Raw genomic sequence first — 26,570 nt, forward strand, 5'->3', positions numbered from 1 at the left:
CGGAAGCCCGCCGGCGGACGTTCCGCCGACGGGCTTCCAGGTGACCGGAGAGTCCGCTACTCCGCCGCCACCGGCGCCGGCGCCGTCACCGGGAACCGGTCGTCGATCTGGTCGTACTGCTTCTGCGCCGCCTTGAAGGCGTCGGGCCCGACCGAGCCCAGCCCGGTGAAGGGGTGGCTGATCAGCATGATGAACCCGATGCCGACGACGACCACGCCCACCCTGACGGCGTCGCCGACGACCGACGGGAACGTGGGCTTCGCCCCGAGCGTCCAGGGCAGCGCGATCACCAGCAGCCCGGAGACGATCATCGAGATCACGAAGATGCTCTCCAGGCCCGCGTCGGCGTCGTCGGCGCGGATGGCGCGGGCGTGGGCGACCTCGGAGACATGGCTGAGCGCGTCCTGCTGGAGGCTCTTGCTCTCCTCGCCGACGGGCCGCAGCCGGATCGTGGCCGCCCGCATGTCCTCGAGCATCCGCGTGGGGATCGGGGAGAGCTGCCCCTCGGCCATCAGCGGCCAGTCGAGATCGACGCTCTTGGCGGCGTAGTCCCGGATCTGGGCCCGGATCGGCGCGGCCTCGGGGATCGGCGCCACCGACCAGTACATCTCGGTGAGGGTCTCCGCCTCGGCCTGGACGTCGGTCTGCGCCGTCGAGAGCGCGTCCCGGCAGAGCACCGCGGCGTAGGCCAGCACCAGCAGGTAGACGGCGAGGGCGAGGTTGGCGGAGAAGTCCACCGACGCGGAACCGCCGCCCTCGTCCGCCTTGCCCCTCCGCCTGAGCACGAGAAGCGCGATCAGCATGATCGCGACAGCCGCCACGACCAGCATGGTTACCCAGCCCATGAGACTCCCTCGAACTCGTCACCAAAGCAACTACCGAGGGTAATGTGTTCGTTACTCGAATTCTCGTGGTTCGCCAGGACGTCACGCGCGAAGTTCGTGAACCCCCGCGATGAAGTCCCGGGCGATCCCCCGCAGGCCCGGCAGATGGGAGAGGCCGACCAGCCGGTCCACCAGCGGCACGCTGAGCTCGATGAACCGGTAGGTCCGCAGGCACCCCTCCGAGGTGTCGTGCACCCAGAACAGCACGACCCCCATCGACATCAGCCAGAGCAGCTCGGGCAGCTCGGCCCTGAGCTCGGCGTCCATCCGGTCCGCCGACCCCTCCACCACCCTGCGGTAGATCGCGATCGCCGAATCCCGGGCGGGCGACGATTCGGCGCTGAACGGGCTGAGGGGGTTGCTCGGCTCCGCCGCGTGCTTGAAGAACTTCACCGCGAACTCGTGGTAGGGCTCGGAGACGCGCACCCACTCCCGCAGCACCCCGCCCAGTCGCGGCGCGAAGGCCCGCTCGGTGGCCAGCAGCTCCTCGCAGGCGGCCTCGTGCTCGGCCTGCGCCCGGTCGTAATACGCCTGGATCAGGGCTTCCTTGGAGGCGAAGTAGTAGTAGGCGTTGCCCACCGAGACCCCCGCCTCGGCGGCGATGGCCCGCATGGTGGTGGCCTCGTATCCGCGCTCGCGGAACAACCGCAAGGCCGTCTCCACGATGGTTTCGCGGGTCTTGTCTGATCCCCTACTTCTCTGGGTCGGCTCGGACACGTTCGTCACTGTACGACCCATGACGCCGTTAGGTCATCGCGACTCACGATGATCACCACTCCAGGGCAAAATCCGGCATCCCAGAGGGGTCATACCGGTTCCAATGTGGGATTGATCCTTCTGGTGGGAGGGCTCCCGTCACAAGGGATAAAACGATGGGGACACGTCCCTGTAAACAGAGGCGTGCGCGGCTCACCGCCGGAGCACTGCTCGCTCTGCAGATATCGCTCGTCGCACCGGCCTCGCATGCCGCCGCCGCGGCCGACGGGCCGCGCTCGCCGGCCGCCGTGACGGCCCCGGAGCCGGCCCCGGCGATCCGGCCCGCCGAGGTCCGGACCGCGGTCACCGGGACCTACGACGCCGACGTCCTGGCCACCGCCCGGAGCCCGTACGGGCAGGCGGCCGCGCCCCGGACGGAGGCGGCGACGCGGACAGAGGCGAAGACGGGGACGGAGGCACAGACAGGCGCGAAGACGGGGACGGAGGCGAAAGCGGGCACGGAGGCGAAAGCGGGCACGGAGGCGGGAACCACGTCGAGGACGGAGGCGGCGGCGAAGTCCAGCCACCCGATACAGCCGATCCGGATCGGCCACGTGCAGGCCGCACAGCAGCTCCGGGCGGCCGGTCTGCGCTGGAAGTCGTCCGGGGGATGCACCAACCGCAGCGTGAGGACCTGCACCTCGCTGGAGGCGGTGCGGGCCGCCACCGTGGCCGACGTGATCGCGCTGAAGCGCCGCAGCGGCTGCCAGGTCGTCGTCACCGGGGGTACCGAGGTCGGCCACGCTCCCGGCCGCTACAGCCATCACCGGGGCTACAAGCTGGACATCACGCCCAACAACTGCATCAACCGCTACATCACGCGCGAGCACGCCTTCGACGGCGTCCGCGGTGACGGAGCCGCCCTTTATCGGGACTCGGGGACCGTGTACGCCCGCGAGTCCGATCACTGGGACATCCTCTTCCGCTGACACCCGCGGCCTCCACGGACCACGCGGACACCCGGAAGATCCCCCCTGCCTTCCCCGGCCGCCCAGCCGGAACCGCCACCCCCTGGCACACCGGCGCGCCCCGCACGGCGCCCCCAGGCCGGAGTCCGTACGGCGGGCACCGCCATGGGCCGGTCGGGCGACAGCTTCCGGAGGAGCCGCCAGGCGATGTCCGGACCGGAGGCCGCGGCTCGGCCATCCGGACGGGAGCCGTACGGCGGCGTCCGGCGCGAAGGCCGTACGAGGGCTTCCACGCGAAGGCCGTACGGCGGCGACCTGCGCCGCCGTACGGCCGGAAGGCGGATTCCGCCGTGGGGCGGAGAGGCGGCTACGCGAACTCGGCCGCGACCAGCTCGGCGATCTCGGCCGCGTTCAGGGCCGCGCCCTTGCGGAGGTTGTCACCACAGACGAACAGGTCCAGGGTGTTCGGGAAGTCGAGCGCCTGGCGGACGCGGCCCACGTAGGTCGGGTCCGTGCCGACGACGTCGGCCGGGGTCGGGAAGACGCCGTTGGCCGGGTCGTCCATGACGACCACGCTCGGCGCGGCCTCCAGGATCCGGTGCGCGTCGGCGACGGTGATCTCACGCTCGAAGGTCGCGTGCACGGCCAGCGAGTGGGTGGTGATCACCGGCACGCGGACGCAGGTCGCCGAGACCTTCAGGTCGTCGATCCCGAGGATCTTCCGGGACTCGTTGCGGAGCTTGATCTCCTCGGAGGCCCAGCCGCCGTCCTTGAGCGACCCCGCCCACGGCACGACGTTGAACGCCACCGGCGCCGGGAACGGCGACTCGGCCTCGCCGAGCTTGTTCTGCAGGACCTTGCGCACGTCACCGGCGGTCTGCCCGACCGTCCGGTCGCCCGCGAGGGCCTCGACCTCGTCGTAGAGACGGGCCGAACCGGCCACGCCGGCGCCAGATACCGCCTGGTAGGAGGCGACCACCAGCTCGCGCAGGTTGTACTGCTCGTGGAGCGCGCCCATCGCGGCCATCATCGACAGCGTGGTGCAGTTGGGGGTGGAGATGACGCCCAGCGGCCGGTTGCGCGCGGCCTCGGGGTTGACCTCCGGCACGACCAGCGGGACCTCGGGGTTCATCCGGAAGGTGCCCGACTTGTCGATGGCGACCGCGCCGCGCTCGGCGGCGACCGGCACCCAGACCGCGGAGACCTCGTCCGGCACGTCGAAGATCGCGATGTCGACGCCGTCGAAGACCTCGGGGGTCAGCTCCTGGACGACCAGGTCCTCCCCGCGGACCCGCAGGATCTTTCCGGCCGACCGGGCGGACGCGACGAGCTTGATCTCGCCGTAGACGTCCTCCCTGGTGGAGATGATGTCGCGCATGACGGTGCCGACGGCACCGGTCGCACCGATCAGAGCAAGGGTGGGCCTGCGGCTCATCGGCCGGTACCTCCGTAGATCACGGCTTCAACCTGGTCGGCGTCGAGATTGAACGCGCGGTGCGCGGCGGTGACCGCCGAGTCCACCTCGTCCTGCCCGACGATCACCGAGATGCGGATCTCCGAGGTGGAGATCATCTCGATGTTCACGCCCGCGTCGGCGATGGCGGCGAAGAACGTCGCGGTGACGCCGGGGTGCGAGCGCATGCCCGCGCCGATCAGCGAGACCTTTCCGATCTGGTCGTCGAAGAGCAGCGACTCGAACCCGATGCGCTCCTGGATCTTCTTCAGTGCGGTGAGTGCCGTGGAGCCGTCGCTCGTGGGCAGCGTGAAGGAGATGTCCGTCCGACCGGTCGCCGCCGCCGACACGTTCTGCACGATCATGTCGATGTTGACTTCGGCGTCGGCCAGCGTTTTGAAGATCGTGGCAGCCTCGCCGACCTTGTCGGGCACCCCGACAACGGTGATCTTGGCCTCGCTCCGGTCGTGCGCGACGCCGGAGATGATGGGCTGCTCCATCTCTGTTCCTTCACTGTCGGGGTCGGAGACGACCCACGTGCCTTCCTTGGTGCTGAACGAGCTTCTGACGTGGATCGGCACGTTGAAACGGCGAGCGTACTCCACGCAGCGCAGGTGCAGGATCTTCGCACCGCAGGCCGCCATCTCCATCATCTCCTCGTAGGAGATCTGAGGGATCTTGCGGGCCACCGGGACGATGCGGGGATCGGCGGTGAAGATGCCGTCCACATCGGTGTAGATCTCGCACACGTCCGCGCTCAGAGCGGCGGCGAGTGCGACGGCGGTCGTGTCCGAGCCGCCCCGGCCGAGCGTGGTGATGTCCTTGGTGTCCTGGGAGACGCCCTGGAACCCGGCCACGATCGCGATCTGGCCGCTGTCGAGGGCTCCGCGGATCCGGCCGGGCGTGACGTCGATGATGCGCGCGCGGCCGTGGGACGAGTCGGTGATCACCCCGGCCTGGGAGCCGGTGAACGAGCGCGCCTCCTGCCCCAGGTTGGCGATCGCCATCGCCAGCAGCGCCATCGAGATGCGCTCACCGGAGGTCAGCAGCATGTCGAGCTCGCGGCCCGGCGGCAGCGGCGAGACCTGCTGGGCGAGATCCAGCAGCTCGTCGGTGGTGTCGCCCATCGCCGAGACGATCACCACGACGTCGTTGCCGGCTTTTTTCGTCGCGACGATCCGCTGGGCGACCCGCTTGATGCAGGACGCGTCGGCGACGGACGAACCACCGTACTTCTGAACAACGAGCGCCACGAGATGTCTCCGAAGCAATCTAGGGCTGTGGAGCTCACAGTCTACTGGCGCTCTGGTAGATCACCCCTGATCCAGCCCAGCATGTGGACAATCACACCATTGTGCGCTCTTCTGCCACATCGAGACGGGTGTGCGCGACAAGTGCCTGGAGGGCCCGCATCGCCGCCCCGGCGTGGTTGCCCCAGGTGTTGAAGTAGGAGTACTGCCACCACCACAGAGCCTCCAGCGGGCGGCCCGCCTGATAGTGCCGGAGACCGTGGATGAGATCGGCGGCCACGGCGGTCAGGTCGTCCGACAGCCGGTACGGCGTGACCGCGGTGTCCTTGTAGGGATCGAAGACCTCGGCGTAGTCGTCCACCGGGCCCAGCCGCTCGGCGAGGGTCGTGCGGACGACGTCGACGTCCGGGTCCTCACTCAGGTGCGGCTCCCAGTTGCCGGACAGGATCACGTCCTGGCTGGCGCCGAGCTGCGCGCCCGCCGAGCTGACCTGTGCCACCTCCACCAGCAGCAGCGGCAGGATGGCGTCTCCGCCCTCGCCACCGGCCAGCCGGGTCAGGCCGTCGATGTAGTTCTCCGCGTGCTCGGCGATCCGTTCCGCGAGAGCACCCCATGCGTCAGACATCCAGCAGCCTCCTTCCTTCGAACGCGCGGCCCAAGGTGACCTCATCGGCATATTCGAGGTCACCGCCCACGGGCAGGCCGCTGGCCAGTCGTGTGACTTTCAGTCCCATCGGCTTCACCAGACGGGCGAGATAGGTCGCCGTCGCCTCCCCCTCCAGGTTGGGGTCGGTGGCGAGGATCAGCTCGGTCACCTGGCCGTCGGCCAGGCGTGTCATCAGTTCGCGGATCCGGAGGTCGTCGGGGCCGACTCCGTCGATCGGGCTGATCGCCCCGCCGAGCACGTGGTAGCGGCCCCGGAACTCGCGGGTCTTCTCGATCGCGACCACGTCCTTGGACTCCTCGACGACGCAGATCACGTGGGGATCGCGCCGGACGTCACGGCAGATCCGGCACTCCTCCTCGGCCGCGACGTTCCCGCAGACCCGGCAGAAGCGGACCTTCTCCTTGACCTCGAGCAGGGCGTGGGCGAGCCGCTTCACGTCGGTCGGCTCGGCGGCCAGCAGGTGGAACGCGATCCGCTGCGCGCTCTTGGGACCGACGCCAGGGAGCATCCCCAGCTCGTCGATCAGGTTCTGGACGACCCCTTCGTACATGACTCAGAAACCGGGCAGCTGGCCGAGCCCGCTCCCGCCTCCCAGCCCCTGTGCGAGTGGACCGAGTTTCTCCTGCTGGAGGTCGGCGGCGGCGCGCACCGCATCCCGGATCGCGGCGATGACCAGGTCGGCGATGGTGTCGGCCGTCTCCTGGGGGTCACCGGGGTCGACCGCATCAGAACTGATCTTCAGTTCGAGCAGTTCGCCTCCGCCGTTGACCGTGGCCACGACAAGTCCGCCGCCCGCCGAGCCTTCGACCTCCGCGTCGTTCAGCTCCTGCTGGGCGCTCACAAGCTGCTGCTGCATGAGCTGTGCCTGCTCCAGCAGCTGCTGCAGGTTGACATCCCCTGGGTTCACCGTCGTGTGCTCCTCGTCCGTGACATCAGTCGTCACGAGCCTACGGGGTTCCGGCCAGGTCTTGTACTGGCGTGAGCACGTGTTCCCCAGGGACGGGCGCTAAACCCCGGCTGGTGGGACATCCGTCAGGTGTGGTCGATCTCTCCGATGATCTGGCCGCCGAGCTCGCGCTGGAGCAGGGCCATTCCGGTGAGCGCGTCGACGTCGGCGTCGGCGTCGTTGAGCGGGTCGACCTCGTCGGTCTCGACGGCGGGCTTGCGGCCGGGCACCGCGTCCGGCCAGGCCGGCTTGCCGCCCGCGGCGGCCCTGGGACCCGACTGGGCGGCGGCCCTGGCCGCCGAGCGGGCGGCGGCGAGGCCGGGGCTCGGGGCGGGGGGCGAACCGGGATCGTCCGGGAGCGGCGCGTCCGGCCAGGACTCGTCAGTGGCGGGCGGAGCCTGACGGGCCGGGGACTCCTGGACGGCAGGAGCCGCCGGGGCTACCGGAGTCGCCAGGGCGGCCGGAGTCGCCGGGGCGGCCGGGGCCGGCGCGGGCTCCGCCCTGGGGGCGGGGTCCTGACGCGGCGGGGGCGGGCTCTGGGGCGGTCCGGCCGGAGGACGGGCGCCGCCGGAGGGGGCGGGCCCCCCGCCGCCGGAGACGACGGCCTCGACCTTCCAGTTGCCGCCCAGCACGTCCTGCAGCGCCGCGGCGACCACCGCGTCCTTGCCCCCGCCGGTGAAGTTCCGCATCGCGCCGACCTGGGTGAACCCGAGGGTGACGACCTTGCCCTCGACCCCGATGACCTGGGCGTTGGTGTTGACGTTCGCCCAGACGACGATGCTGCGCTGCTTGAGCACCCCGAGCACCTGCGGCCATGCCTGCTGGACGGCTCCACCACCGGCCCCGGAGACCGGCGCGGCGGCCGGAGCGGCGGGTGCCTGCTGGGCCTGGGGTTCGGGTGCCGGAGCGCCGGGGCGGGCCGCGACGGGCCAGTCGCCGTCCCCCTGGGGGCGGGACTGCTCGGCGGGAGCGGCGGGAGCCGTACCCGCGGCAGGCGGCACGGGCGGCGGGGCCTGGGGCGCCACCGCCTGGACCACCGGAGCGGGGGCACCCGGGGCGGGGGCCGCGTGGATCACCGGAGCCGGCGCCGCGTAGGCCGCGGGGACCGCCGTGACGCCGCCCTTCTCCAGCCGCTCCAGCCTGCTCAGCAGCGCGGCCTCGCCCTGCGCGGCTCCGGGGAGCAGCGTCCTGGCGCACATCAGTTCGAGCAGCAGCCGGGGCGAGGCCGCCCCGCGCATCTCGGTCAGGCCCGCGTTGAAGATCTCCGCGGCTCGGGTCAGCTCGGCCGGTCCCATCGAGACGGCCTGCGCCTGGAGCCGCTCCAGCTCGTCGGCGGGCCTGTCGAGCAGCCCGCTGCCGGCGGCCTCCGGCACGTTGGCCAGGATCACCAGGTCGCGGAAGCGCTCCAGCAGGTCCATGGCGAACCGGCGGGGGTCGTGCCCCCCTTCGATCACCCGGTTCACGGCCTGGAACACCTGCGCGCCGTCGCGGGCGGCGAAGGCGGCGATCACGTCGTCGAGCAGGTCGCCGTCGGTGTAGCCCAGCAGGGAGACCGCGCGGGCGTAGGTGATGCCCGCCTCGTCCGACCCGGCGAACAGCTGGTCGAGGATCGACAGCGAGTCACGGGCCGACCCGGCGCCCGCCCGGACCACCAGCGGCAGCGCGGCGGGCTCGAACGGGACCTTCTCGGAGGTGAGGATCTCCTCCATGAGGGTGCGCAGCGCCGTGGGCGGGATCAGCCGGAACGGGTAGTGGTGGGTCCGGGACTTGATCGTCCCGATGACCTTCTCGGGCTCGGTGGTCGCGAAGACGAACTTCAGGTGCGGAGGAGGCTCCTCGACGAGCTTGAGCAGCGCGTTGAAACCCTCGCGGGTCACCATGTGCGCCTCGTCGATGATGTAGATCTTGAAGCGCGCCGACACGGGCGCGAAGAAGGCCCGCTCGCGCAGGTCGCGGGCGTCGTCCACGCCACCGTGCGAGGCGGCGTCGATCTCGATGACGTCGAGGTGGCCGGGGCCGGTGGGGGCCAGCGCCACGCAGGACTCGCACTCCCCGCACGGGTCGGGGGTGGGGCCCTTCTCACAGTTGAGGGAGCGGGCCAGGATCCGGGCGCTGGAGGTCTTGCCACATCCCCGGGGCCCGCTGAACAGGTAGGCGTGGTTGATCCGGCCACTCCGCAGCGCCTGCCGCAGCGGCTCGGTGACGTGCTCCTGTCCCTTGACCTCCGCGAAGGTCCCGGGCCGGTACTTGCGGTAGAGCGCAAGACTCATGCGACGCTCCCACCTGCGAGGGGCCTGAAACGAAGAGACCCCTCGCACACCCGCCAGAGCCTGCTTATCCTTGCTGCCTTCCGGCCCTGGGGAGGTTCACAGGATGACGCCGCGCGAGGGGTCCTGGCACAGTCTAGCCTCTGAACGGAGTGCTCGGGGTCCCGAAAACATGGTCTGCACACTCCTGAAAGTTCGGTAAGCTTCTCCACGGAGGATTCGCCTAGTTGGCCTAGGGCGCACGCTTGGAAAGCGTGTTGGGGGCAACCCCTCAGGAGTTCGAATCTCCTATCCTCCGCCAGTCCGGAAGGGCCGTGCCGCGATCTGCGGCACGGCCCTTCGGCGTTCCAGCCCTGGCCGACGGTTGCCCGCACATCCGGCATGTCCATAGTGTGGCCGTCCGAGTTTGATCTTCGGAGGCTGACATGCGTGATCCGAGCCCCACTTCCGCCGAACTGCTGTCCCAGTGGGACGCCGTCCCCAAGTCCCCCGGATACTGGCCGGGCCTCGGAAACGAGCACAGCGACGGCTACGAGATCGACCGTGCCGGAGTGCGGGCGGCCGCCCTCGGCCTCGTCAAAATCGGCATCTCTGCGGGCAACGACAAATATTTCGCCCAATACCCCGATCACTTCTACTTGTCGCTCAACTGGAGATTACCCGGGGCTATCGGCCAGCTGCTCTACTACGCCGGTGACGCGTTCTCCCACTTCTGGGCGGATCTGTACGCGGAGGCGGCGATGGCCGGGCTACTGATCGAGCAGTGCGCCCAGCGATATGATCTTTTAGAAGAGCCACTGCTCGGCGACATCGCCAGGTCCAGGTTCGAGGAGCGGATCGCCGCAATGCTGGGGGGCAACTCGCCCAGAAGCAGGCTCTTCAATACCCCGAGCAAGGATTATCCCAAGAGCAGTCTGTCACTGGAGCTTTCCGAGGAGGTCGACTACGGCGTCGGCGACATGACCGCGGAGAAGGCGAAGGAGGACTTCTCTCCCGACAAGCGCTTCCATGACAACTCCCTGCACTTCAGACAGGCCACCGACGCGCTGATCGAACTGGTCAGGGCACTGCAGAGCCGGGCTCAGGACCTGCGGGATTCGCCGTGGCGTGGCGCGGCCGCGGACAACGCCCAGACAGCGCTGCGGCAGATCTACGGGAACGCGACCGCCCTGGCTGTCGTCGCGGGCGGCCTGGCCGCGGCGACCAGCCGGTACGCGGATCTCCTTGACTGGTGCAGGCGTAACTTCGACCGCGGGGCGGATCCGGACCGCAGCGGCCGGCGCGAGCTCTTGGATTTCGGTGGCACCCCCGACAGCCGGACCCGCGCCTTCCTCGAGGAACCGAACCGGGAGTTCATGACCCTCTACGAGGGCATGCCCAAGCGCATCGCGCAAGATCTGCCCGGTCTGCTCATCACCGACCAGACCCTCGTCGAGTCCCGCACGAGGATTGACGAGCTATGGCCGGACCGCAATAGGAACCTTATGAACGACAGTAGAACCGAGGAGGATCTATGGGAGCCGCGCAACCAGGAGCAGGAGCGTCTCCTGAAGTACGAGGAAGCGGAGAAGAGGTTCGGCTAGGCCACGACCAGGGCCGTGTCCTCCGCCTTCGGAGCCGTCGCCGTACCGTGGCGTAGACGGAGCCGTCCGGGGAATGTCTGAGACAGCCAACGGGGAGGGGCCCGCCGGGCCGTCAGGGCACGGCCGGGCGAGGCCGGGCGGGACGGTGCCGGACACGCGGTCCGCCGCCGGCCGCCGGATCGGCGAGCCACAGCGCCCTGCCACGTCTCCTCCGGGGGTATCCGAACCCACCGGCATGTCCAGCCCTTCTGAGGGCAGTCGGAGGGTCCTAGCGGATCGAAGGGACGTCGGCGATGGATTTCAAGGACGATGCCCAGCTGGACAGCTCGCAGGTCGAGAGCCGCGGCCGGGGCAGGATCCCCGGTGGCGGGCTCGCGGTCGGCGGCGGCGCGGCAGGGATCCTCGCGCTCATCGTGGCGCTGATATTCGGGATCAACCCCGGAGACATCACCGGCGGCGACCCCGCTCCGGTGGGCCCCGGCTCCGATCTGAGCGCCCAGTGCAAGACCGGGCAGGACGCCGACCAGAACGAGGAGTGCCGGGTGGTCGGCGTGGTCAACAGCATCCAGGACTACTGGCCCAAGGTCGCGCAGAACTACGAGCCGGCCAAGACCGTCATGTTCTCCCAGCAGGTCAACACGGCCTGCGGCGCGGCCGACTCCTCGGTCGGCCCCTTCTACTGCCCGGCCGACCGCACGGTCTACCTCGACCTGTCGTTCTTCAAGCAGCTTGAGAGCAGGTTCGGCGCCAAGGGCGGGCCGTTCGCCCAGGCCTACGTCATCGGGCACGAGTACGGCCACCACGTGCAGAACCTGCTCGGCACCAACGCCAGGGCGGAAGGCGACCGGCAGGGTCCCGAGAGCGGCTCGGTCCGGCTGGAGCTTCAGGCCGACTGCTACGCCGGCGCCTGGGCCAAGAACGCCTACGAGACCGGCCTGTTCGAGAAGCCCTTCACCAAAACGGACATCGACGAGGCGCTCAGCGCGGCCTCGGCCGTGGGCGACGACAGCATCCAGGAGCGGACCCAGGGCCGGGTCAACCCCGACGGCTTCACCCATGGAACGTCGGCGCAGCGCGTCAAGTGGTTCACCACCGGCTATGAGAGCGGCGACCCCAACCGGTGCGACACCTTCGCCGGTGGCATCTGAAAGAGGCCGCTGACCTGCGATGAGAGCCGCCCGGAAGGCAAAGGGTCCGAATCTCTCCTAAACTACATAGTGTGATCTTCAAGCTGATCGGTGATGGACGGCCCTACCCCGAGCACGGCCTCTCGCATCGCGAGTGGGCGCAGATACCGCCGCGACAGGTCCGGCTCGACACGCTGATCACCACCAAAGCGGTGCTCGACCTGCACTCCCTGCTCGCGAAGGACTCCACGTTCTACGGCGACCTGTTCCCGCACGTGGTGCAGTGGCGCGGTGATCTCTATCTTGAGGACGGCCTGCACCGCGCGCTGCGCTCGGCCCTGCACCAGCGCTCGGTCCTGCACGCGCGCGTCCTGGAACTCCCCTCCGAGGGCTGAGAACGGTGGAAGGGCTCCCGGTGCCCCGGGGGCCCTTCCACTGTCCGTGGCGGGAACGGGCGCCCCATCCCCGCGGCCGACGCGGCCGGGCGAGGACGTGTGGGTGGCTCTCTCCGGCGGTGCTCCGGGCGGCGTCGCCCGCGGGGCGCGCCCGTGCTCCGGCGCCCCGGCACGCGAGAGGCCCCGGCGCGCGGAGGACTTCGAGAGGTGGAAGGCGTGGAAATGCGAAAGACCTCCGCCCCGTTCGACGGGGCCGGAGGCCTTTTCGGTGGCGGTGGTGGTGGGATTTGAACCCACGGATGAGTTGCCCCATCACACGCTTTCGAGGCGTGCGCCCTCGGCCACTAGGCGACACCACCGCCGAGCAGCTTACCGGATAACCGCTATTGCTCGCGCATCCGGCGGACGGTGAAGAACTCGGTGAGAACGCCGGCGCACTCCTCGGCCAGCACGCCCATGACGACCTCGGGCCGGTGGTTGAGGCGACGGTCCCGCACCACGTCCCAGAGCGAGCCGGCGGCTCCGCCCTTGGCGTCCGTGGCGCCGTAGACGATGCGGTCGACCCTGGCCAGCACCGAGGCTCCCGCGCACATCGTGCAGGGCTCCAGCGTGACCACCAGCGTGCAGCCGGTCAGCCGCCACTCCCCGCGGGCCCGCGCGGCCTCCCTCAGGGCGAGGACCTCGGCGTGCGCGGTGGGGTCGTTCAGGGACTCCCGGTCGTTTCCGGCCCGCGCCAGCACGGATCCGTCCGGGCCGAGGACGACCGCGCCGACCGGGACCTCACCGCGGGCGCCGGCCGCCGCGGCCTGTGCCAGGGCGAGCCGCATCTCCGGGACGTAGTCCGTCACCGCAGCCGGTCGAGCTCTTCCGCGAAGGCGAGCCTCTCGGCGATCACCGAGAGCGTGTCCGCGGGGAGCACGCCCTCCTCCATGCTGAGCTCGATGAGCTCCTCGGGACTCATGCCGAGGTCGCTCAGGAGCTCGAAGTCACCCGCGGGCCGTACGCCCAGATCGGGGGTGTCCTTGTCCGGCGCGACGCCGGCCAGCTCGGTGAAGAGCTCGCCGAGCTGGTCGGAGAGCCCGGCCTGGGCGTCGGACAGGAACGCGCGGGGCTCCAGGTCGCCCTGGTAACGGACGATCGCGAACCACTCGTCCTCCACCTCCACGCAGAGCAGGGCCAGCTCGTCGCCGCTGAGCCCGAGATGCTCCTGGACGGCGTCGCCCAGGTCGTCGGCTATCTCGGCGGCGCTGAGATCGACCTCCGCGCCGTTCCATCCGTCCGCGGTGCGGACGAAGGCTGCCGAGAACACGCTGTTTCCGGATGGTCTGGAGGCCATGGCCGATCTCCCGAGGTCAGCCGAACACCGAGTCGATGGCGCGTTCGAACGGCTCGGAGAATCCCAGCCGCGCGGCGATGCTGGACAGCACGTCCTCGGGGAGCAGGTCGATGTCCCCGGAGAGGATGCCGAGCTCCATCTCGTCGAGGCCCAGGTCGGCGAAGATCGACAGATCCCCGGCGGGGAGCGCCGTCTCCTCGTCCTGGAGGATCGCGTCGAGCTCGTCCTCGTCGGGGACCGGCACGTCGAGGTATTCCAGCGCCTGCTGCGCGAGAGGGAAGTCCCAGGACGCGGCGATGTCGGAGAGGAAGACCTCCACCCGCTCACCGAACACCCGTAACGCCACGAAGAACTCATCCCCCACGGCGACCAGGCCAATCGTTCCGTTCATGCTCGGCTGCTGGCGCAGAGCGTGAATCAGGCCGTCGAGATCCGAGGTGAGCGCCACCGGGAGCGTCTCCGCCTCCCAGATGTCGTCCTCGCGATAGACCACGATGGCAAAGTCCAGCGAGTCTTCGTCTGACATGGCCATCCCCACCGATGCATTCTCTACGGAAGTCAATGCTTTCAGAACCAGCTCATCACCGTACGCCCCTCCGACCAAATTGTGATCAAATCCGCGCGAGCGGGCGGTGTCACACGTCTGTGGGCTGTTATCTCCTGAGCTGCCATCCGAGATACCGTTGGCGCCCATGGAGACCCTGGTCGTTGACCACCCGCTGGTGGCCCACAAGCTGACCGTGCTGCGGGATGTGAACACGGATTCGCCCACCTTCCGGCGCCTCGCCGACGAATTGGTGACGTTGCTCGCCTACGAGGCGACCCGCCAGGTCCGCACCACCGATGTGACGGTGAACACCCCCGTCGCCCCCGCCCGGGGCGTGCGGCTGGCCCAGCCGTACCCGCTGGTGGTCCCCATCCTCCGGGCCGGCCTGGGCATGCTGGACGGCATGACCCGGCTGCTGCCGACGGCCGAGGTCGGTTTCCTCGGGATGATCCGCAACGAGTCGACCCTGAAGGCGGAGACCTACGCCACCCGGCTGCCCGACGACCTTTCGGGCCGGCAGGTCTACGTGGTCGACCCGATGCTGGCCACCGGCGGCACCCTGGCCGCGGCGATCGAGTTCCTCTTCGAGCGCGGCGCCGACGACGTGACCGCGCTGTGCCTGCTGGCCGCCCCCGAGGGCATCGCCTACATGGACGAGGTCTTCGCGGGCACCGGCAGGCCGATCCGCCTGGTGACCGCGGCTCTGGACGAGCGGCTGAACGAGCACGGCTACATCGTTCCGGGTCTCGGCGACGCCGGCGACCGGCTTTACGGGGTCGTCTGAGTAATCTTCCTCCCCAAGGGAGAGTCGTTTCGCCGTTTCTCCGTTACACGGTGTGCTTATGTGGGTACCGATAGTGACGAAGACATCTCTTCTGTGTCCCCGGCCCATGGCGGCCGTGGGCGCACACCAGGGAGAACCATGAGCGAGCGAATCATCCCGGACCCGGAACCGGACCCCTACGAGGACGTCAGCGCCGCGTTGCGGGATGAGTTTTCCGAAGTACACCCGGCGACCACCGTGACCCGCTGCATAGAGGCGGCGCACTACGGCGCGCTGGAGGTCACCGGCCACGCCCATCCCGGGCTGGTCGAGCGGATCGCCCGCAAACACCTCGAGGTCCTCGCGCTGGTCGCGAGCGAACGCGGGTGACGGATATCACATCAGTCCCACCAGGTCTTCGGGACGGGCCGAGACCGTAATGGGTTGATGCGCTTTACCTCGCCTATGGCGTGGGTAATGTATACGGCGGGTGCAGTGGGTCAGTGGTAGTAGGAGGCCGCAGTGCAGGTCAAGAAAGTTCTAACGTATGGCGGAGCAGCCTTCGTAGCGTTTTTCCTGTTCACACGACCAGGTGACGCCGCGAACGCAGTGAGGGGTGCCATGGACACGGTATACACCGCGGCCAATTCCCTGGCCCAGTTCGTTTCCCATCTGTCATGAGACTTGTGACCCACGGGGACTCAGCTCCCTCGTCGGTCAACCGCTACCTACTCCCCCACGAACACCAGGTCATCATGGTGCGGCGCCACCCGGCCGTACTGCTCCGCCCCGTCGCCGAGGTCTTCGGCGGCCTGATTCTCGCCGGTCTGCTCAGCAAGTGGTTCGGCGACCAGGGCGGTGGCGGCGCGCTCGTCATCGTCTGGTGGGCATGGCTCCTGCTGCTGATCCGCTTCGTGTGGAAGGTGGCGGAGTGGTCGGTCGACTACTTCGTGGTCACGTCCAAGCGCATGCTGCTCACCACGGGGCTCATCACGCGCAAGGTCGCGATGATGCCGCTCGGCAAGGTGACGGACATGAGCTTCCAGCGCTCCCTGCTCGGCCGGATGCTGGGTTACGGCGAGTTCGTCCTGGAATCGGCCGGTCAAGATCAGGCTTTGTCGACGGTGACCTATATCCCCTATCCCGAGACCCTCTACCTTGAGGTCTGCCAGATGCTGTTCCCCGGAGGCAACGACTCGGATGATTAGTCCCCCCGCGTCCTTTATGACATGGGGCTAGAGAAGAGTCCGTCTGATGGATTTTTCGCGCGGGGTTACCCGATTCGACTGCTTCATGCAATCATGGCGGGAACATTGACCATCCCCCGCCCTGAGAGATCAGATGCCGAGTCAGGGAACCATCGGTGACCGCGTCCGCGGACTGCGGCTGAGTAGGCGCATGTCTCAGGCCCAGCTAGCAGGGCCTGACCTCTCCGACAGTTATGTCTCCCTCATCGAGTCCGGCAAGCGCACGCCGACTCCGGTGGTCGCGCGCCTTCTCGCCGAACGGCTGGGGTGCACCACCGAGTTCCTGCTGCACGGGATCGAGCCGCGCCAGCGGATCGACACCGAGCTGGGCCTGCGCCACGCGGAGCTGGAGCTGCAGCACGGCGACCCGTCCGCCGCCGCCGAGCGGTTCGGCGAGATCGTCAAGGTCGCCGGCGAGGAGAACGCCATGCTGGCCGCGCACGCGCGGTTCGGCCGAGCCCGCGCCCTGGAGTCCCAGGGCAGGATCGGCCCGGCGGTGGAGGCGTTCGAACGGCTCCGGCGCGAGGCGGCCGCCCACCCCGAACGGCTGGCCGACCTGCCGCTGACGGTGGCGCTGAGCCGCTGCTACCAGCGCGCCGGCGACGCGCTGCGCGCCCATGACCTGGCCACGCACGCCCTCACCCAGGTGAACCGGCTGGCCCTGGCCCAGGGTGAGATCGCCGTGGATCTGGCCGCCTCCCTGATGGAGACCGAGATCTCCCGCGGGCCGCACTCCCCGGGCCTGTCCTACGTCCGGCACCTCCTGTCGGTCAACGGCGTTCCGGCCGCGGTCAACCGCACCGCCGAGATCCACTCCCTCTGGCAGGCCAGCATCACCGCGGCCGAGGGCGAGGACTCGGCGCTGGCCGTCCGCCTCGCCGACGACGCGATCGCGACCGGACGTCCGACGCGGATGGCCTTCCGGCTGGCCCGCATCGCGATGGACTGGTCGCGCTTCACCGCCTCCCAGGGCGAGGACTCGCTTGAGGAGGCCCACCAGCTCGCGACCGCCGCGAGCGAGGTCTTCGGCGCGTTCCCCGACAGGGTGAACGACCACGCCAAGAGCCTGGTGGTGCTCGCCTACGTCCAGCTCAGAAGCGGCGATCCGGACGGCGCGGCCGACCTGGCCGGGTCCGCCCTCGACGCGCTGAGCGGCCGGATCGGCGCCACGGCGGCCACCGCACACCTGGTGCTCGCCCAGGTCGCGCTCACCCGCGGCGAAGGCGATGTCACGACCATCCTGCACAGCGCCCGCGGGCTGCTCGACGACCTGCGGTCCGGGGCCTCCAGCCCCGACCGGGAGATCGCACGGGTCTGGCGCGAGCTCGGCGACCTGTACAGCCGGGTCGGTGCCGGCGAGGAGCAGGCGAGCGCATACCGTAAGGCGCTTGAAGCCGCCGGAGTGCGTAGTGCGATGGTTGGTGTGACGGTCGATTCGGCGCTGGTTCGGTAAAACAACTCGCTCACCAGGCCTCTGGATTTGTTTTTCTGCCTCCGGAATAATTAGGGTCGACCAGTCATTGACTCATAGGATGATTGGTTTCCCCGGAGGAGGCGGACTGTGAGTCTGCGTACGGCGCAGCGAGCGTCCCTCGTCGACCAGGTGATCGATCAGCTCAAAGAGCAGATCACTTCGAACTCCTGGCAGATGCACGCGAAGATTCCCACCGAGACCGTGCTCGCCGAACAGCTCGGGGTCGGACGTAACACCGTGCGCGAGGCGGTGAGAGCGCTCACTCACGCGGGCCTGCTGGAGTGCCGTCAGGGCGACGGCACGTACGTCCGCGCCACCAGCGAACTGTCGGGTGCCATGCTGCGGCGGCTGCGCACCGCCGAGCAGTTGGAGATCCTGGAAGTACGGCGTGCGCTGGAGGTGGAGGCCGCCAGGCTGGCCGCGACGAGGCGCAGCGACGCCGACATCGTCCGCATCGAAACCGCCCTGGCCGAACGGGAGCGGGCCTGGGAGATCGGCGAGCCCAACGCGTTCGTCGAGGCCGACCTGGCCTTCCACATCGCGGTCGTCCAGGCCACCCACAACCTGGTCCTGATCGACCTCTACGAGGACTTCTCGGCCGCCCTGCGGGCGAGCATCACCGCTGCGGGCACCTCGCTCAACAGCACCTACATCCCGCACGAGGCCATCGCCCGCGCCATCGCGGCCGGCGACGTGGCCGCCGCCGAACGCGCCGGTCACGCGTGCATGGAGCACATCCTGATCGCCCTGACCGAGGCTCAGGAGCTCTCCCCCTAGCTGTGTCGACCACGAGCGCTGCCGACGGTCGGACTTGATCGACAGCGAAGACCCCCGATGTGCGAAAGGGCCCGCTCCCTCAAGGAGCGGGCCCTTTCGCACATCGGGCGGGACTCGGTCAGGTGAGGCGCAGGGACATCACGAGGTAGCGGAAGGCGGGGTCGGCGTCACCGGGGACCTCGGTGATGAGGGCCGGCCGGCTGGGGGACTCCATGTTGAGCCGGACGAACTCGGTCTCGACCCCGGCCAGGCCGTCCAGCAGGAACTGGGACTGGAAGGCGATCTGGATGCCGTCGCCGGACAGCTCCGCCTCCATGACCTCGGTGCCGCGGCCGATGTCGCCGCCGCCCGCCTGGATGAGCACCTGTCCCTGGCTGAACGACAGCCGGATCGCGGTGTTGCGCTCGGCGACCAGCGCGACGCGCTTGATCGCGTCGATGAACGGGGCCACCCGGAGGTCGGCCCGGATCGACCAGTCGTCGGACAGCCGCGAGCGGTAGTCGATGAACTGCTCGTCGAGCAGGCGGACCGTGGTGCTCCGGCCGACGCTCTCGAAGCCCGCGACACCGTCGCCCAGCGCCATCGACACCTCGCCGCCGCGCAGCGATCTGGCCACCTCGACGAGCACCCGGGCGGGCACCATGGCCGCGGCCGCGGCGCCGGGCTCCTCGGGGCGCCAGCCGAACTCCCTCGCCGCGATGCGGTAGCGGTCGGTGGCGGCCATGGCCACGGTCTCGCCGGAGATGTCGATCCGGATGCCGGTCAGCATGGGGAGGCTCTCGTCACGGCTGGCCGCGGGCGCCACCTGACCGACCGCGCTCGCGAAGACGCCGCCGCCGACCGCGCCGATCTTCGGTGGCATGGACGGCAGGGTCGGAAAGTCTTCCACCGGCATGGTGAGCAGGCCGAATTCGGCGCTGCCACAGGTCAGCACCGCCTCGGAGCCGCTGGTGACGATCTCCACCGGCTCGGCGGGCAGGCTCCGGGTGATCTCCGCGAGGATCCGGCCGGGGATCAGCACCCGGCCTGGCTCCGCCACGTCGGCCTCGATCGAGGCGCGGGCGGAGACGTCGTAGTCGAAGGCCGACAGCACGAGGTCGTCGCCGGCCTCCAGGAGCAGCCCGGAGAGCACGGGGAGGGCCGGACGGTTCGGCAGCGCCCGGGCGACCCAGGCCACCGCGTCGGCCAGGACATCACGGTTAACCTGGAACTTCACCTGATCATCCCTTCGTCCTGAACGGCACCCCCACGCGCGGGAGCCGTACGTCAACAGAACGGTAGCCGGTGGGACCGACAAGAACCTCCGAGCCGCCCCATATGCCTCGTGCGGGTGAGGCCCCGGGGGCCGGTGTGATCGGAGGGACGGACTGTCCGGTACCGGAAGAGCGGAGCAGGCAGTCCGGCGCCGGAAGAGGGCCCCTGGGCCGGGCGGAGAGCGGGGCGGGCCGGCCGGCGCCGGAGGAGGGCCGTGGCTAGGGGGATAGACCCCGGGCCGGGCGGAGAGCGGGACAGGCCAGCGCCGGAGGAGGGCCGTGGCCGGCCGCGCCCCGGCCGGGGGATAGACCCTGGGCCGGACGGAGAGCGCGGCCCGCCGGGACTTTCCGGAGGCGCTGACCAATATGGTCAGACATGCGAGGTCCCTCGTTTACCGGCCCAGCTCCGGGAAGACCGAAAGGCGGTTGGGTGATGAGCATCCGTGTGGTGGTGGCCGACGATCAGGAGCTGGTCAGGGGCGGATTCTCCATGATCCTGGACGCCCAGCCGGACATCGCCGTCGTGGCCGAGGCCGGCGACGGGGCCGAGGCGGTCGCCGCGGTCCGCGAGCACCGTCCCGACCTGCTGCTCCTGGACATCAGGATGCCCAGGATGGACGGCATCGCGGCTGCCCGGGTGGTCTGCGAGGAGACGGACACCAAGGTGCTCATGCTGACCACGTTCGACCAGGACGACTACGTCTACGACGCGCTGCACGCCGGGGCCAGCGGGTTCCTGCTGAAGGACGTGCGCCGCGACGACCTGGTGCAGGCGGTCCGGGTGGTGGCCGGCGGCGAGTCGCTGCTCGCGCCGTCGGTGACCCGGCGGCTGATCGACGACATGGTGCGCAGGCGGGCCAGGCCCCCGGCGCCGGCGGCCGCGCTCGACATGCTGACTGCCCGGGAACGCGAGACCCTCGAACTCCTCGGCCGCGGCCTGTCCAACGCCGAGATCGCGGCCACGATGGTGGTCAGCGAGCACACGGTCAAGACCCACGTGAGCAACGTACTGACCAAGCTCGGCCTGCGCGACCGGGTCCAGGCGGTCATCACGGCCTACGAGACCGGGCTGATCCAGCGCGCCTGACGTCCTCGCGCGCGTGCGGGAGGGGCGGACCGGGCGACCTCCGAGATGTCGATCCGGCCCAACGCCCTCGCGTGCGGGAGGGGCGGCTGACAGAGACGGGAAGAGCCTCCCTGGAGAAGGCCGGCGCCTCCGCGTCGCCGGTCGGGCGCGGCCGGCGGGCGGTCCGGAAGGCGGCTACGGCTGGGAGCGGGCCGCGTTGAGGTAGGTCAGGACGGCCAGGACGCGGCGGTTGTCGTCGTCGGACGGGGCGAGGCCGAGCTTGCCGAAGATGCTGGCCGTGTGCTTGCCGACCGCGCTCTCGCTGAGGAACAGGCGCTGGGAGATGGCGGCGTTGGAACGGCCCCCGGCCATCAGCTCCAGCACCTCGCGCTCACGCGGGGTCAGCGCGCCGAGCGGCTCGTGCCGGGCGGTGCTGGCCAGGAGCTTGGCGATCACCTCGGGGTCCATCGCGGTGCCTCCGGCGGCGACGCGGCGGACCGCGTCGACGAACTGCTCGGCGTTGAACACCCGGTCCTTGAGGAGGTAGCCGATCGCCCCCGAGCCGTCGGCCAGCAGCTCGCGCGCGTAGAGCTGCTCGACGTGCTGGGAGAGCACGAGCACCGGCAGGCCGGGAACGGCCCTGCGGGCGGCCAGCGCCGCCTGGAGCCCCTCGTCGGTGAACGTGGGCGGGAGCCGTACGTCCACCACGGCGACGTCGGGCCGCTCGTCGGTCAGCGCCTTCAGCAGCTCGGGACCGGACTCGACCGCCGCGACGACCTCGAAGCCGTGCGCCTGGAGCAGATGGACCAGGCCGTCCCTGAGCAGGTAGAGATCTTCGGCGATGACGACTCTCGGGCTCATCGGTCCAACTTTAGACTGCGTATGGTGGTCTCCGTCATCGAGTGCCGGCGCGCATGCGCGATGGGAAGGGCCAGGGCCACGCCGTACATGCCGAGGCCCAGCAGGATGTTGAAGACGATCATCGGCCACTGCCACGGCTCGGGCAGGTAGAGCGCGAGGAACCAGCTGAACGCGTCGGCACCGACGATCTTGGCGACCATCGTGATCAGCCCCTGGGGGAACAGCGGGAGCCATCCGAGGCCCCAGCCCAGACCGACGACGACGAGCTTCCACCGCGGCATCGGCACGCTGACCTCCGGCTCGGCCCAGGTCAGCGCGTCCGGCAGGTCGATGACGGCCGTGGTCGGCCCCTCCGGCGGGCTGCTGATCGCGAGCACCCCGTCGAAGGCCGCCAGCCGCCGCTCGATGCCGCGCAGGCCGCTGCCCCGCGAGGGATCGGCGCCGCCCGAGCCGTCGTCGGTGACGGTGACGCGCAGGGTCCGGCCCTGCCCGCTGATGTCGATCCACACGCGGTCGGCGCCGCCGTGCCGGGCGGCGTTGGTGAGCAGCTCGCTGATCGAGAAGTAGGCGGCCGACTCGACGGGCGAGTCCGGACGCGTCTTCAGGTCGACGGTGACCGTGACCTTCATCGGGCTGTCCAGCGCCAGGGCCCGTACGGCGTCGCCGAGGCCGCGTTCGGCCAGGACCGGCGGGTGGATGCCCCGGACCAGGCCGCGCAGCTCGGTGAGCGCCGTGGACGAGGCCTCGCGCGCCTTGGCCAGCAGGGCCTTGGCCGCCTCCGGGTCCCTGTCCATCAGCTCCTCGACCGCGCCGAGCGTCATCCCGATGGCGACGAGCCTGGCCTGGGCCCCGTCGTGCAGGTCGCGCTCGATCCGCCGCAGCTCGGCCGCCTGGGAGTCCGCCGCCTCCAGGCGGACCCGGTCGAGCCGCTGGACCCGGCCGGCCAGCACGGCCCTCGCCGTGGGCGACAGCATCAGGTGGTTCCACCACCCGTAGCCGCGCAGCAGCCAGGGCATCGCGACCACCGCGGCGAGGGCCACCACCGCCGCCGCGGGCGTGCCGACCGGGTTCGGGTACCACGGCGCCGCCAGGAAGCAGCCGGCCACGACGAAGGGCATCAGCAGGAACGTCCCGGCGAGCACCGGGTTCAGAAGCAGCCAGAGCCCGTCCCGCCAGGTGGCCGGGTCGGTGAACAGCCACTTCCAGCGGTTGTTCCACTCGGGCCACCGCGGCGTCTTGTAGAGCTGGCGCTCGTGCCGGTACCAGCCGTCGGGCTGGGGCCGGGGCGGGGGCGGGGGCGGCAGGTAGGACGGTGCCACCGGCGTGCCCAGCCACCGGCCGGTGAGCTCCCTGGTGAGCATGGTGCGGCGCCTGATCAGGGTGACCATCGGGGTGAAGAAGAAGATCATCCCTAGCCCCGTCAGCATGGCGGTGACCAGGGACAGACCGACGAGGACGATGTCCGTCAGGGCCAGCAGCCCCAGTGCCAGGGCATGGCCGATCGCCACCACATGTCGCCTCATGACATGGAGTCTCGCCCATCCGCCCGCACCCTACCAATGACGCTGGAGGCCGTACCGGGGTGGAGGTAGCCACACCCCCGCCGGGTGCCCAGACGGATTCTGCGCGGCCCGCGGGCTTCCTAGGGTCGTCGGCATGAAGGTCATCGAGGTCGACAACCTCCGCAAGCGGTACCGCGATCACCTCGCGGTGGACGATGTGTCGTTCACCGTCGAGGAGGGCGAGATATTCGGCGTCCTCGGCCCCAACGGCGCGGGCAAGACGACGACCGTCGAATGCGTCGCCGGCCTGCGCACACCCGACTCCGGCACCGTGAAGGTGCTCGGCGGCCTGAGCGGCACCGAACTCAAGGAGCGGCTCGGCGTCCAGCTGCAGAGCGCCGCGCTGCCCGCGAAGATCAAGGTCTGGGAGGCGCTGGACCTCTACGCCTCCTTCTACCGGACGCCCGCGGACCAGGGCGCGCTGATGGAGCGGGTCGGGCTCGCCGGCAAGCGGGACACCCCCTACGGCAAGCTCTCCGGCGGCCAGCAGCAACGGCTGTCCATCGCGCTCGCGCTGATCGGCAGCCCTCGCGTGGCGATCCTGGACGAGCTGACCACCGGCCTCGATCCGCAGGCCCGCCGGGACACCTGGGAGCTCATCGAGCAGGTCCGCGCGGACGGCGTGACGATCGTGCTGGTCACCCACTTCATGGAGGAGGCGGAGCGGCTCTGCGACCGGCTGGCGGTGATCGACTCCGGCCGGGTGGTCGCCGTGGACAGCCCGTCCGGGCTGATCTCCCGGGTTGGCGGTCAGCAGCGCGTCCGGTTCCGGCCCTCCGGCGCGTTCGACGACTCGGTGCTCAGCGCCCTGCCCGAGGTGACCGGGGTGAGCCGCGACGGCGGCCAGGTCGAGGTCACCGGCACCGGCGACCTGCTCCTCGCGGTCACCACCGCGGTGGCCGCGGCCGGGGCCGTCCCCGCCGACCTGCGGGTGGAGCAGGCCACCCTCGACGACGCATTCCTCGCTCTCACCGGAAAGAAGATCTCCGCTTGACCTCCTCCCCTCCGTGGAGGGAGGGGCTTCCCACGGTCGCCCGTGAGACTTCCTGCTTCACCGCCGGTCGCCCGCCCGGAAGGATCTCCATTGAGGTCTTACACCAGCTCCACAGGCGTTTCACCTCTCCGCCGGCCCGGCGGCGAGGGTAGTGCCGATCACGCAGACGGCTTGGTTATCGCCGCCGCCGAACACGTTACCGAATCGCGCGCCGCCGCACCGCGTTTTCTCCCCTGCCCGAGGGCGGGGGTATCCACGCTCAAGGAGATTTGATGAACAAGATGATCCTGACCGAGGCGAAGCTCTTCCTGCGGGAGCCGGGCGGTCCGATCTTCGCGATCCTGCTTCCCCTGGCGCTCCTGCTCGGGCTGGGCAGCATCCCCGGCTTCCAGACGGCGGATCCCGCCCTGGGCGGGCAACGGGTGATCGACACCCAGCTCCCCGGCATGATGGTGGTGCTGTCGGTGGTGACGATGGCGCTGACCGCGCTGCCGGCCACCCTGGTGGCCTACCGGGAGAGCGGCGTGCTGCGCCGGATGTCGACCACCCCGGTCCGGCCGGTCCGGCTGCTGGTCGCCCAGGTGGTGAACAACATCGCGGTGGCGGTCATCGCGACCGCCCTGCTGATCGGCCTGGGCAACCTCGTCCTCGGCGTGGCCGTGCCCAGGAGTCTCCTGGCGTTCGCGGGCGTGTTCCTGCTCGGCAGCGCCTCGATGTTCGGCCTCGGCCTGCTGATCGCCGCCGTGGCGCCCAGCGCCAAGTCCGCGCCGGGCATCGGCTCGCTCCTGATGTTCCCGCTGCTCTTCCTGGCGGGCATGTGGATCCCCCGGGAGTTGCTGCCGGACCTGGCGCAGCGGATCGGCGACTTCCTGCCGATGGCGCCGTTCGCCCAGGCGCTCCGCGACACGTGGGCGGGTCACGCACCCCAGCCGCTGCACCTGGTGGTGATGGCCGCGACCGTGCTCGTCACCGGCGTGCTGGCCGCGCGGCTGTTCCGGTGGGAGTAGCCTCCCGCCCGGTACGGCCCACCCCGAGGGGGCGCCGCACCTTATTTGATTGATCATTCCAGTTTGTTCTATGGTGTGCCCATGGCGAGGACGAAGGCGTTCGATCCGGACGTCGCGCTCCGGGCGGCGCTGGAGCTGTTCTGGGAGCGCGGCTACGAGGCGACCTCCGTGACCGACCTGGTGGAGCACCTGGGGATCGGCAGGGCGAGCCTGTACGCCACGTTCGGCGGCAAGCACGAGCTCTACATGAAGTCCCTGCGGCGCTACCGGGAGACCAGGGAGCCGTCGCCGGTGGTGATGCTGTCGCAGCCGGGGCCCGCGCTGCCGGCCGTACGGGGGCTGGTCGAGCTCTACACCGAGGATTCCATCCATGACCAGCGGCGACGCGGTTGCATGATCGTGAACGCGGCCGGGGAGATGCTTCCCGGCGACGACACGGTGGCCCGGTTCGTGGACGCCGAATGGACCGCGCTGGAGACCGCGCTGACCTCGGCGCTCATCCGGGCCCAGGCACAGGGGGAGCTGGCCGGGGGCCGCGACCCGAGGGCGCTGGCCCGGTTCCTGCTGGTCTTCCTGCAGGGGCTGCGGCTGACTGCCAAGGGGCTGCCGGATCCGGATCGCCTGCGTGACGCCGCCGCCCAGGCGCTCACGATTCTGGACTGATCAATCTATTTTTTGGAGCAGTCATGAAATTTCAGGACAAGGTAGTTCTGGTGACCGGGGGCGGGTCGGGCATCGGCCGGGCCGTCGCGCAGGGGTTTGCCCGCCGGGGCGCGCAGGTGGTGGTGGCCGCGCGGGGGCAGGAGGCGCTCGACCAGACCGTGAAGCTGATCGAGGCCGAGGGCGGCCGGGCCGCCGCGCTGACCGTGGACGTCTCCGACTCCGCCTCGGTCGCCGGCCTGGTGGGCCGGATCGTGGAGCGGTACGGCAGGCTGGACATCGCGATCAACAACGCCGGCGTGCTCGCCATGGGCCAGGTCGCCGACCAGCCCGAGGACGACTTCGCCCAGGTGATCGACATCAACCTGAACGGGATCTTCCTGTCGATGAAGCACCAGATCCCGGCGATGCTGGCCGCCGGCGGCGGGGTCATCGTCAACTTCAGCTCGCAGATCGGGACGCACAAGCGCATCCCCGGATTCGGCGCCTACGCCGCGTCCAAGGCCGGGGTGACGGCGCTGACGCGCACCGCGGCGCTGGAGTACATCGGCCGGGGCATCCGGATCAACGCGATCAGCCCCGGCCCGCACGACACCTCGATGTCCATGCGCCCGGGCGAGACGGAGGCCGACCGGGCGGCCCGCGTGAAGGGGCAGCTCCCGATCGGCCGGGTCGGCTCCCTCGACGAGATCACCGGCACCGTCCTCTGGCTCGCCTCCGAGGACGCCGGCTTCGTCGTCGGCAGCGACATCGTGGTGGACGGCGGCTCCACGGCCTGACCCCGCGC

28 protein-coding genes, 2 tRNA genes and 1 other RNA gene are annotated in these 26,570 nt (G+C 70.0%); 15 read left to right on the top strand and 16 right to left on the bottom strand.

What is annotated here, in order from left to right; all coding sequences use genetic code 11:
• Positions 1-56 precede the first annotated feature (56 nt).
• Complete coding sequence (locus SROS_RS44935) at positions 57-845, bottom strand: bestrophin-like domain (protein ID WP_012895651.1); 789 nt, start codon at positions 843-845, stop codon at positions 57-59.
• A gap of 81 nt (positions 846-926) precedes the next feature.
• The gene (locus SROS_RS44940; RefSeq protein ID WP_245564520.1) at positions 927-1,601 is read right to left on the bottom strand and encodes a TetR family transcriptional regulator; all 675 of its coding nucleotides are present in this window, start codon (positions 1,599-1,601) and stop codon (positions 927-929) included.
• 155 nt (positions 1,602-1,756) lie between these two features.
• Here SROS_RS44940 and SROS_RS52545 point away from each other — a divergent pair, with 155 nt between their 5' ends.
• Positions 1,757-2,569, top strand: a complete 813-nt coding sequence (locus tag SROS_RS52545) for a hypothetical protein (RefSeq protein WP_012895653.1) — start codon at positions 1,757-1,759, stop codon at positions 2,567-2,569.
• Between the two features lie 346 nt (positions 2,570-2,915).
• Here SROS_RS52545 and SROS_RS44950 read toward each other — a convergent pair whose 3' ends face one another.
• From SROS_RS44950 to ffs, 7 genes are all read right to left on the bottom strand, one after another.
• Positions 2,916-3,983 (bottom strand): aspartate-semialdehyde dehydrogenase, encoded by a 1,068-nt coding sequence (locus tag SROS_RS44950; protein ID WP_012895654.1) that lies wholly within the window; start codon positions 3,981-3,983, stop codon positions 2,916-2,918.
• Positions 3,980-5,254, bottom strand: a complete 1,275-nt coding sequence (locus tag SROS_RS44955; RefSeq protein WP_012895655.1) for an aspartate kinase — start codon at positions 5,252-5,254, stop codon at positions 3,980-3,982. The genes SROS_RS44950 and SROS_RS44955 overlap by 4 nt, the downstream gene beginning before the upstream one ends.
• Positions 5,255-5,345: 91 nt before the next feature.
• Positions 5,346-5,876 carry a DUF5063 domain-containing protein gene (locus tag SROS_RS44960; protein ID WP_012895656.1) on the bottom strand — a complete coding sequence of 177 codons (531 nt, stop codon included), beginning with the start codon at positions 5,874-5,876 and terminating at the stop codon, positions 5,346-5,348.
• Positions 5,869-6,468 (bottom strand): recombination mediator RecR, encoded by a 600-nt coding sequence (gene recR / locus SROS_RS44965; protein WP_012895657.1) that lies wholly within the window; start codon positions 6,466-6,468, stop codon positions 5,869-5,871. The genes SROS_RS44960 and recR overlap by 8 nt, the downstream gene beginning before the upstream one ends.
• Positions 6,469-6,471: 3 nt before the next feature.
• Positions 6,472-6,825 carry a YbaB/EbfC family nucleoid-associated protein gene (locus SROS_RS44970; RefSeq protein WP_012895658.1) on the bottom strand — a complete coding sequence of 118 codons (354 nt, stop codon included), beginning with the start codon at positions 6,823-6,825 and terminating at the stop codon, positions 6,472-6,474.
• A gap of 125 nt (positions 6,826-6,950) precedes the next feature.
• Positions 6,951-9,134, bottom strand: a complete 2,184-nt coding sequence (locus tag SROS_RS44975; protein ID WP_012895659.1) for a DNA polymerase III subunit gamma and tau — start codon at positions 9,132-9,134, stop codon at positions 6,951-6,953.
• A 30-nt stretch (positions 9,135-9,164) separates the two neighbouring features.
• Positions 9,165-9,260: signal recognition particle sRNA small type (gene ffs / locus SROS_RS46810), an RNA gene on the bottom strand.
• A gap of 83 nt (positions 9,261-9,343) precedes the next feature.
• On the opposite strand from ffs, the gene SROS_RS44980 reads away from it, so the two are divergent.
• The 4 genes from SROS_RS44980 to SROS_RS44995 all read left to right on the top strand — a co-directional run bounded on the left by SROS_RS44980 (position 9,344) and on the right by SROS_RS44995 (position 12,236).
• Positions 9,344-9,432: transfer RNA gene (locus SROS_RS44980), tRNA-Ser, on the top strand.
• 124 nt (positions 9,433-9,556) lie between these two features.
• A complete protein-coding gene (locus SROS_RS44985) occupies positions 9,557-10,714 on the top strand; it encodes a hypothetical protein (protein WP_012895660.1) in 1,158 nt (385 codons plus the stop codon).
• A gap of 293 nt (positions 10,715-11,007) precedes the next feature.
• On the top strand, positions 11,008-11,862 hold the full coding sequence (gene ypfJ, locus SROS_RS44990; protein ID WP_012895661.1) for a KPN_02809 family neutral zinc metallopeptidase: 855 nt from the start codon (positions 11,008-11,010) through the stop codon (positions 11,860-11,862).
• A gap of 71 nt (positions 11,863-11,933) precedes the next feature.
• Entirely contained in the window at positions 11,934-12,236 is a 303-nt protein-coding gene (locus SROS_RS44995; protein WP_012895662.1) for a type II toxin-antitoxin system VapB family antitoxin, read from the top strand.
• 269 nt (positions 12,237-12,505) lie between these two features.
• Here SROS_RS44995 and SROS_RS45000 read toward each other — a convergent pair.
• The 4 genes from SROS_RS45000 to SROS_RS45015 all read right to left on the bottom strand — a co-directional run bounded on the left by SROS_RS45000 (position 12,506) and on the right by SROS_RS45015 (position 14,098).
• Positions 12,506-12,595 (bottom strand) — tRNA-Ser (locus SROS_RS45000).
• A 24-nt stretch (positions 12,596-12,619) separates the two neighbouring features.
• Complete coding sequence (tadA, locus tag SROS_RS45005) at positions 12,620-13,063, bottom strand: tRNA adenosine(34) deaminase TadA (RefSeq protein ID WP_043658340.1); 444 nt, start codon at positions 13,061-13,063, stop codon at positions 12,620-12,622.
• Positions 13,064-13,080: 17 nt separating this feature from the next.
• Positions 13,081-13,545 (bottom strand): tRNA adenosine deaminase-associated protein, encoded by a 465-nt coding sequence (locus SROS_RS45010; RefSeq protein ID WP_245564521.1) that lies wholly within the window; start codon positions 13,543-13,545, stop codon positions 13,081-13,083.
• A gap of 43 nt (positions 13,546-13,588) precedes the next feature.
• Positions 13,589-14,098 (bottom strand): tRNA adenosine deaminase-associated protein, encoded by a 510-nt coding sequence (locus SROS_RS45015; RefSeq protein WP_012895665.1) that lies wholly within the window; start codon positions 14,096-14,098, stop codon positions 13,589-13,591.
• 166 nt (positions 14,099-14,264) lie between these two features.
• Here SROS_RS45015 and upp point away from each other — a divergent pair, with 166 nt between their 5' ends.
• The 5 genes from upp to SROS_RS45040 all read left to right on the top strand — a co-directional run bounded on the left by upp (position 14,265) and on the right by SROS_RS45040 (position 18,380).
• The gene (upp, locus tag SROS_RS45020; RefSeq protein ID WP_012895666.1) at positions 14,265-14,903 is read left to right on the top strand and encodes a uracil phosphoribosyltransferase; all 639 of its coding nucleotides are present in this window, start codon (positions 14,265-14,267) and stop codon (positions 14,901-14,903) included.
• Between the two features lie 138 nt (positions 14,904-15,041).
• Positions 15,042-15,272, top strand: coding sequence for a hypothetical protein (locus SROS_RS45025; protein ID WP_012895667.1), 231 nt, complete (start codon positions 15,042-15,044; stop codon positions 15,270-15,272).
• 287 nt (positions 15,273-15,559) lie between these two features.
• Complete coding sequence (locus SROS_RS45030; protein ID WP_012895669.1) at positions 15,560-16,090, top strand: PH domain-containing protein; 531 nt, start codon at positions 15,560-15,562, stop codon at positions 16,088-16,090.
• Between the two features lie 133 nt (positions 16,091-16,223).
• Positions 16,224-17,582: a helix-turn-helix domain-containing protein gene (locus tag SROS_RS45035; RefSeq protein WP_012895670.1), complete on the top strand. Its 1,359-nt coding sequence runs from the start codon at positions 16,224-16,226 to the stop codon at positions 17,580-17,582.
• Positions 17,583-17,690: 108 nt separating this feature from the next.
• The gene (locus tag SROS_RS45040; RefSeq protein ID WP_012895671.1) at positions 17,691-18,380 is read left to right on the top strand and encodes a FadR/GntR family transcriptional regulator; all 690 of its coding nucleotides are present in this window, start codon (positions 17,691-17,693) and stop codon (positions 18,378-18,380) included.
• A gap of 118 nt (positions 18,381-18,498) precedes the next feature.
• Here the strand turns inward: SROS_RS45040 and dnaN are convergent, their stop codons facing one another.
• Positions 18,499-19,596, bottom strand: a complete 1,098-nt coding sequence (gene dnaN / locus SROS_RS45045) for a DNA polymerase III subunit beta (protein WP_012895672.1) — start codon at positions 19,594-19,596, stop codon at positions 18,499-18,501.
• A gap of 470 nt (positions 19,597-20,066) precedes the next feature.
• Between dnaN and SROS_RS45050 the strand changes: the two genes are divergently transcribed.
• The gene (locus SROS_RS45050) at positions 20,067-20,720 is read left to right on the top strand and encodes a response regulator (protein ID WP_012895673.1); all 654 of its coding nucleotides are present in this window, start codon (positions 20,067-20,069) and stop codon (positions 20,718-20,720) included.
• 174 nt (positions 20,721-20,894) lie between these two features.
• On the opposite strand, the gene SROS_RS45055 is transcribed toward SROS_RS45050, so the two are convergent.
• Positions 20,895-21,560 (bottom strand): response regulator transcription factor, encoded by a 666-nt coding sequence (locus SROS_RS45055; protein ID WP_012895674.1) that lies wholly within the window; start codon positions 21,558-21,560, stop codon positions 20,895-20,897.
• Entirely contained in the window at positions 21,557-23,083 is a 1,527-nt protein-coding gene (locus SROS_RS45060) for a sensor histidine kinase (RefSeq protein WP_012895675.1), read from the bottom strand. Before SROS_RS45060 ends, SROS_RS45055 begins: the two co-directional genes overlap by 4 nt.
• A 133-nt stretch (positions 23,084-23,216) precedes the next feature.
• On the opposite strand from SROS_RS45060, the gene SROS_RS45065 reads away from it, so the two are divergent.
• The 4 genes from SROS_RS45065 (at position 23,217) to SROS_RS45080 (ending at position 26,562) form a co-directional block, all read left to right on the top strand.
• On the top strand, positions 23,217-24,116 hold the full coding sequence (locus SROS_RS45065; protein ID WP_012895676.1) for an ABC transporter ATP-binding protein: 900 nt from the start codon (positions 23,217-23,219) through the stop codon (positions 24,114-24,116).
• A gap of 272 nt (positions 24,117-24,388) precedes the next feature.
• Positions 24,389-25,123 (top strand): ABC transporter permease, encoded by a 735-nt coding sequence (locus SROS_RS45070; protein WP_012895677.1) that lies wholly within the window; start codon positions 24,389-24,391, stop codon positions 25,121-25,123.
• An 81-nt stretch (positions 25,124-25,204) separates the two neighbouring features.
• Positions 25,205-25,786 carry a TetR/AcrR family transcriptional regulator gene (locus SROS_RS45075; RefSeq protein ID WP_012895678.1) on the top strand — a complete coding sequence of 194 codons (582 nt, stop codon included), beginning with the start codon at positions 25,205-25,207 and terminating at the stop codon, positions 25,784-25,786.
• 23 nt (positions 25,787-25,809) lie between these two features.
• On the top strand, positions 25,810-26,562 hold the full coding sequence (locus SROS_RS45080; RefSeq protein ID WP_012895679.1) for an SDR family NAD(P)-dependent oxidoreductase: 753 nt from the start codon (positions 25,810-25,812) through the stop codon (positions 26,560-26,562).
• Positions 26,563-26,570 lie beyond the last annotated feature (8 nt).

Source organism: Streptosporangium roseum DSM 43021 (assembly GCF_000024865.1).
Taxonomy (GTDB): Bacteria; Actinomycetota; Actinomycetes; order Streptosporangiales; family Streptosporangiaceae; genus Streptosporangium; species Streptosporangium roseum.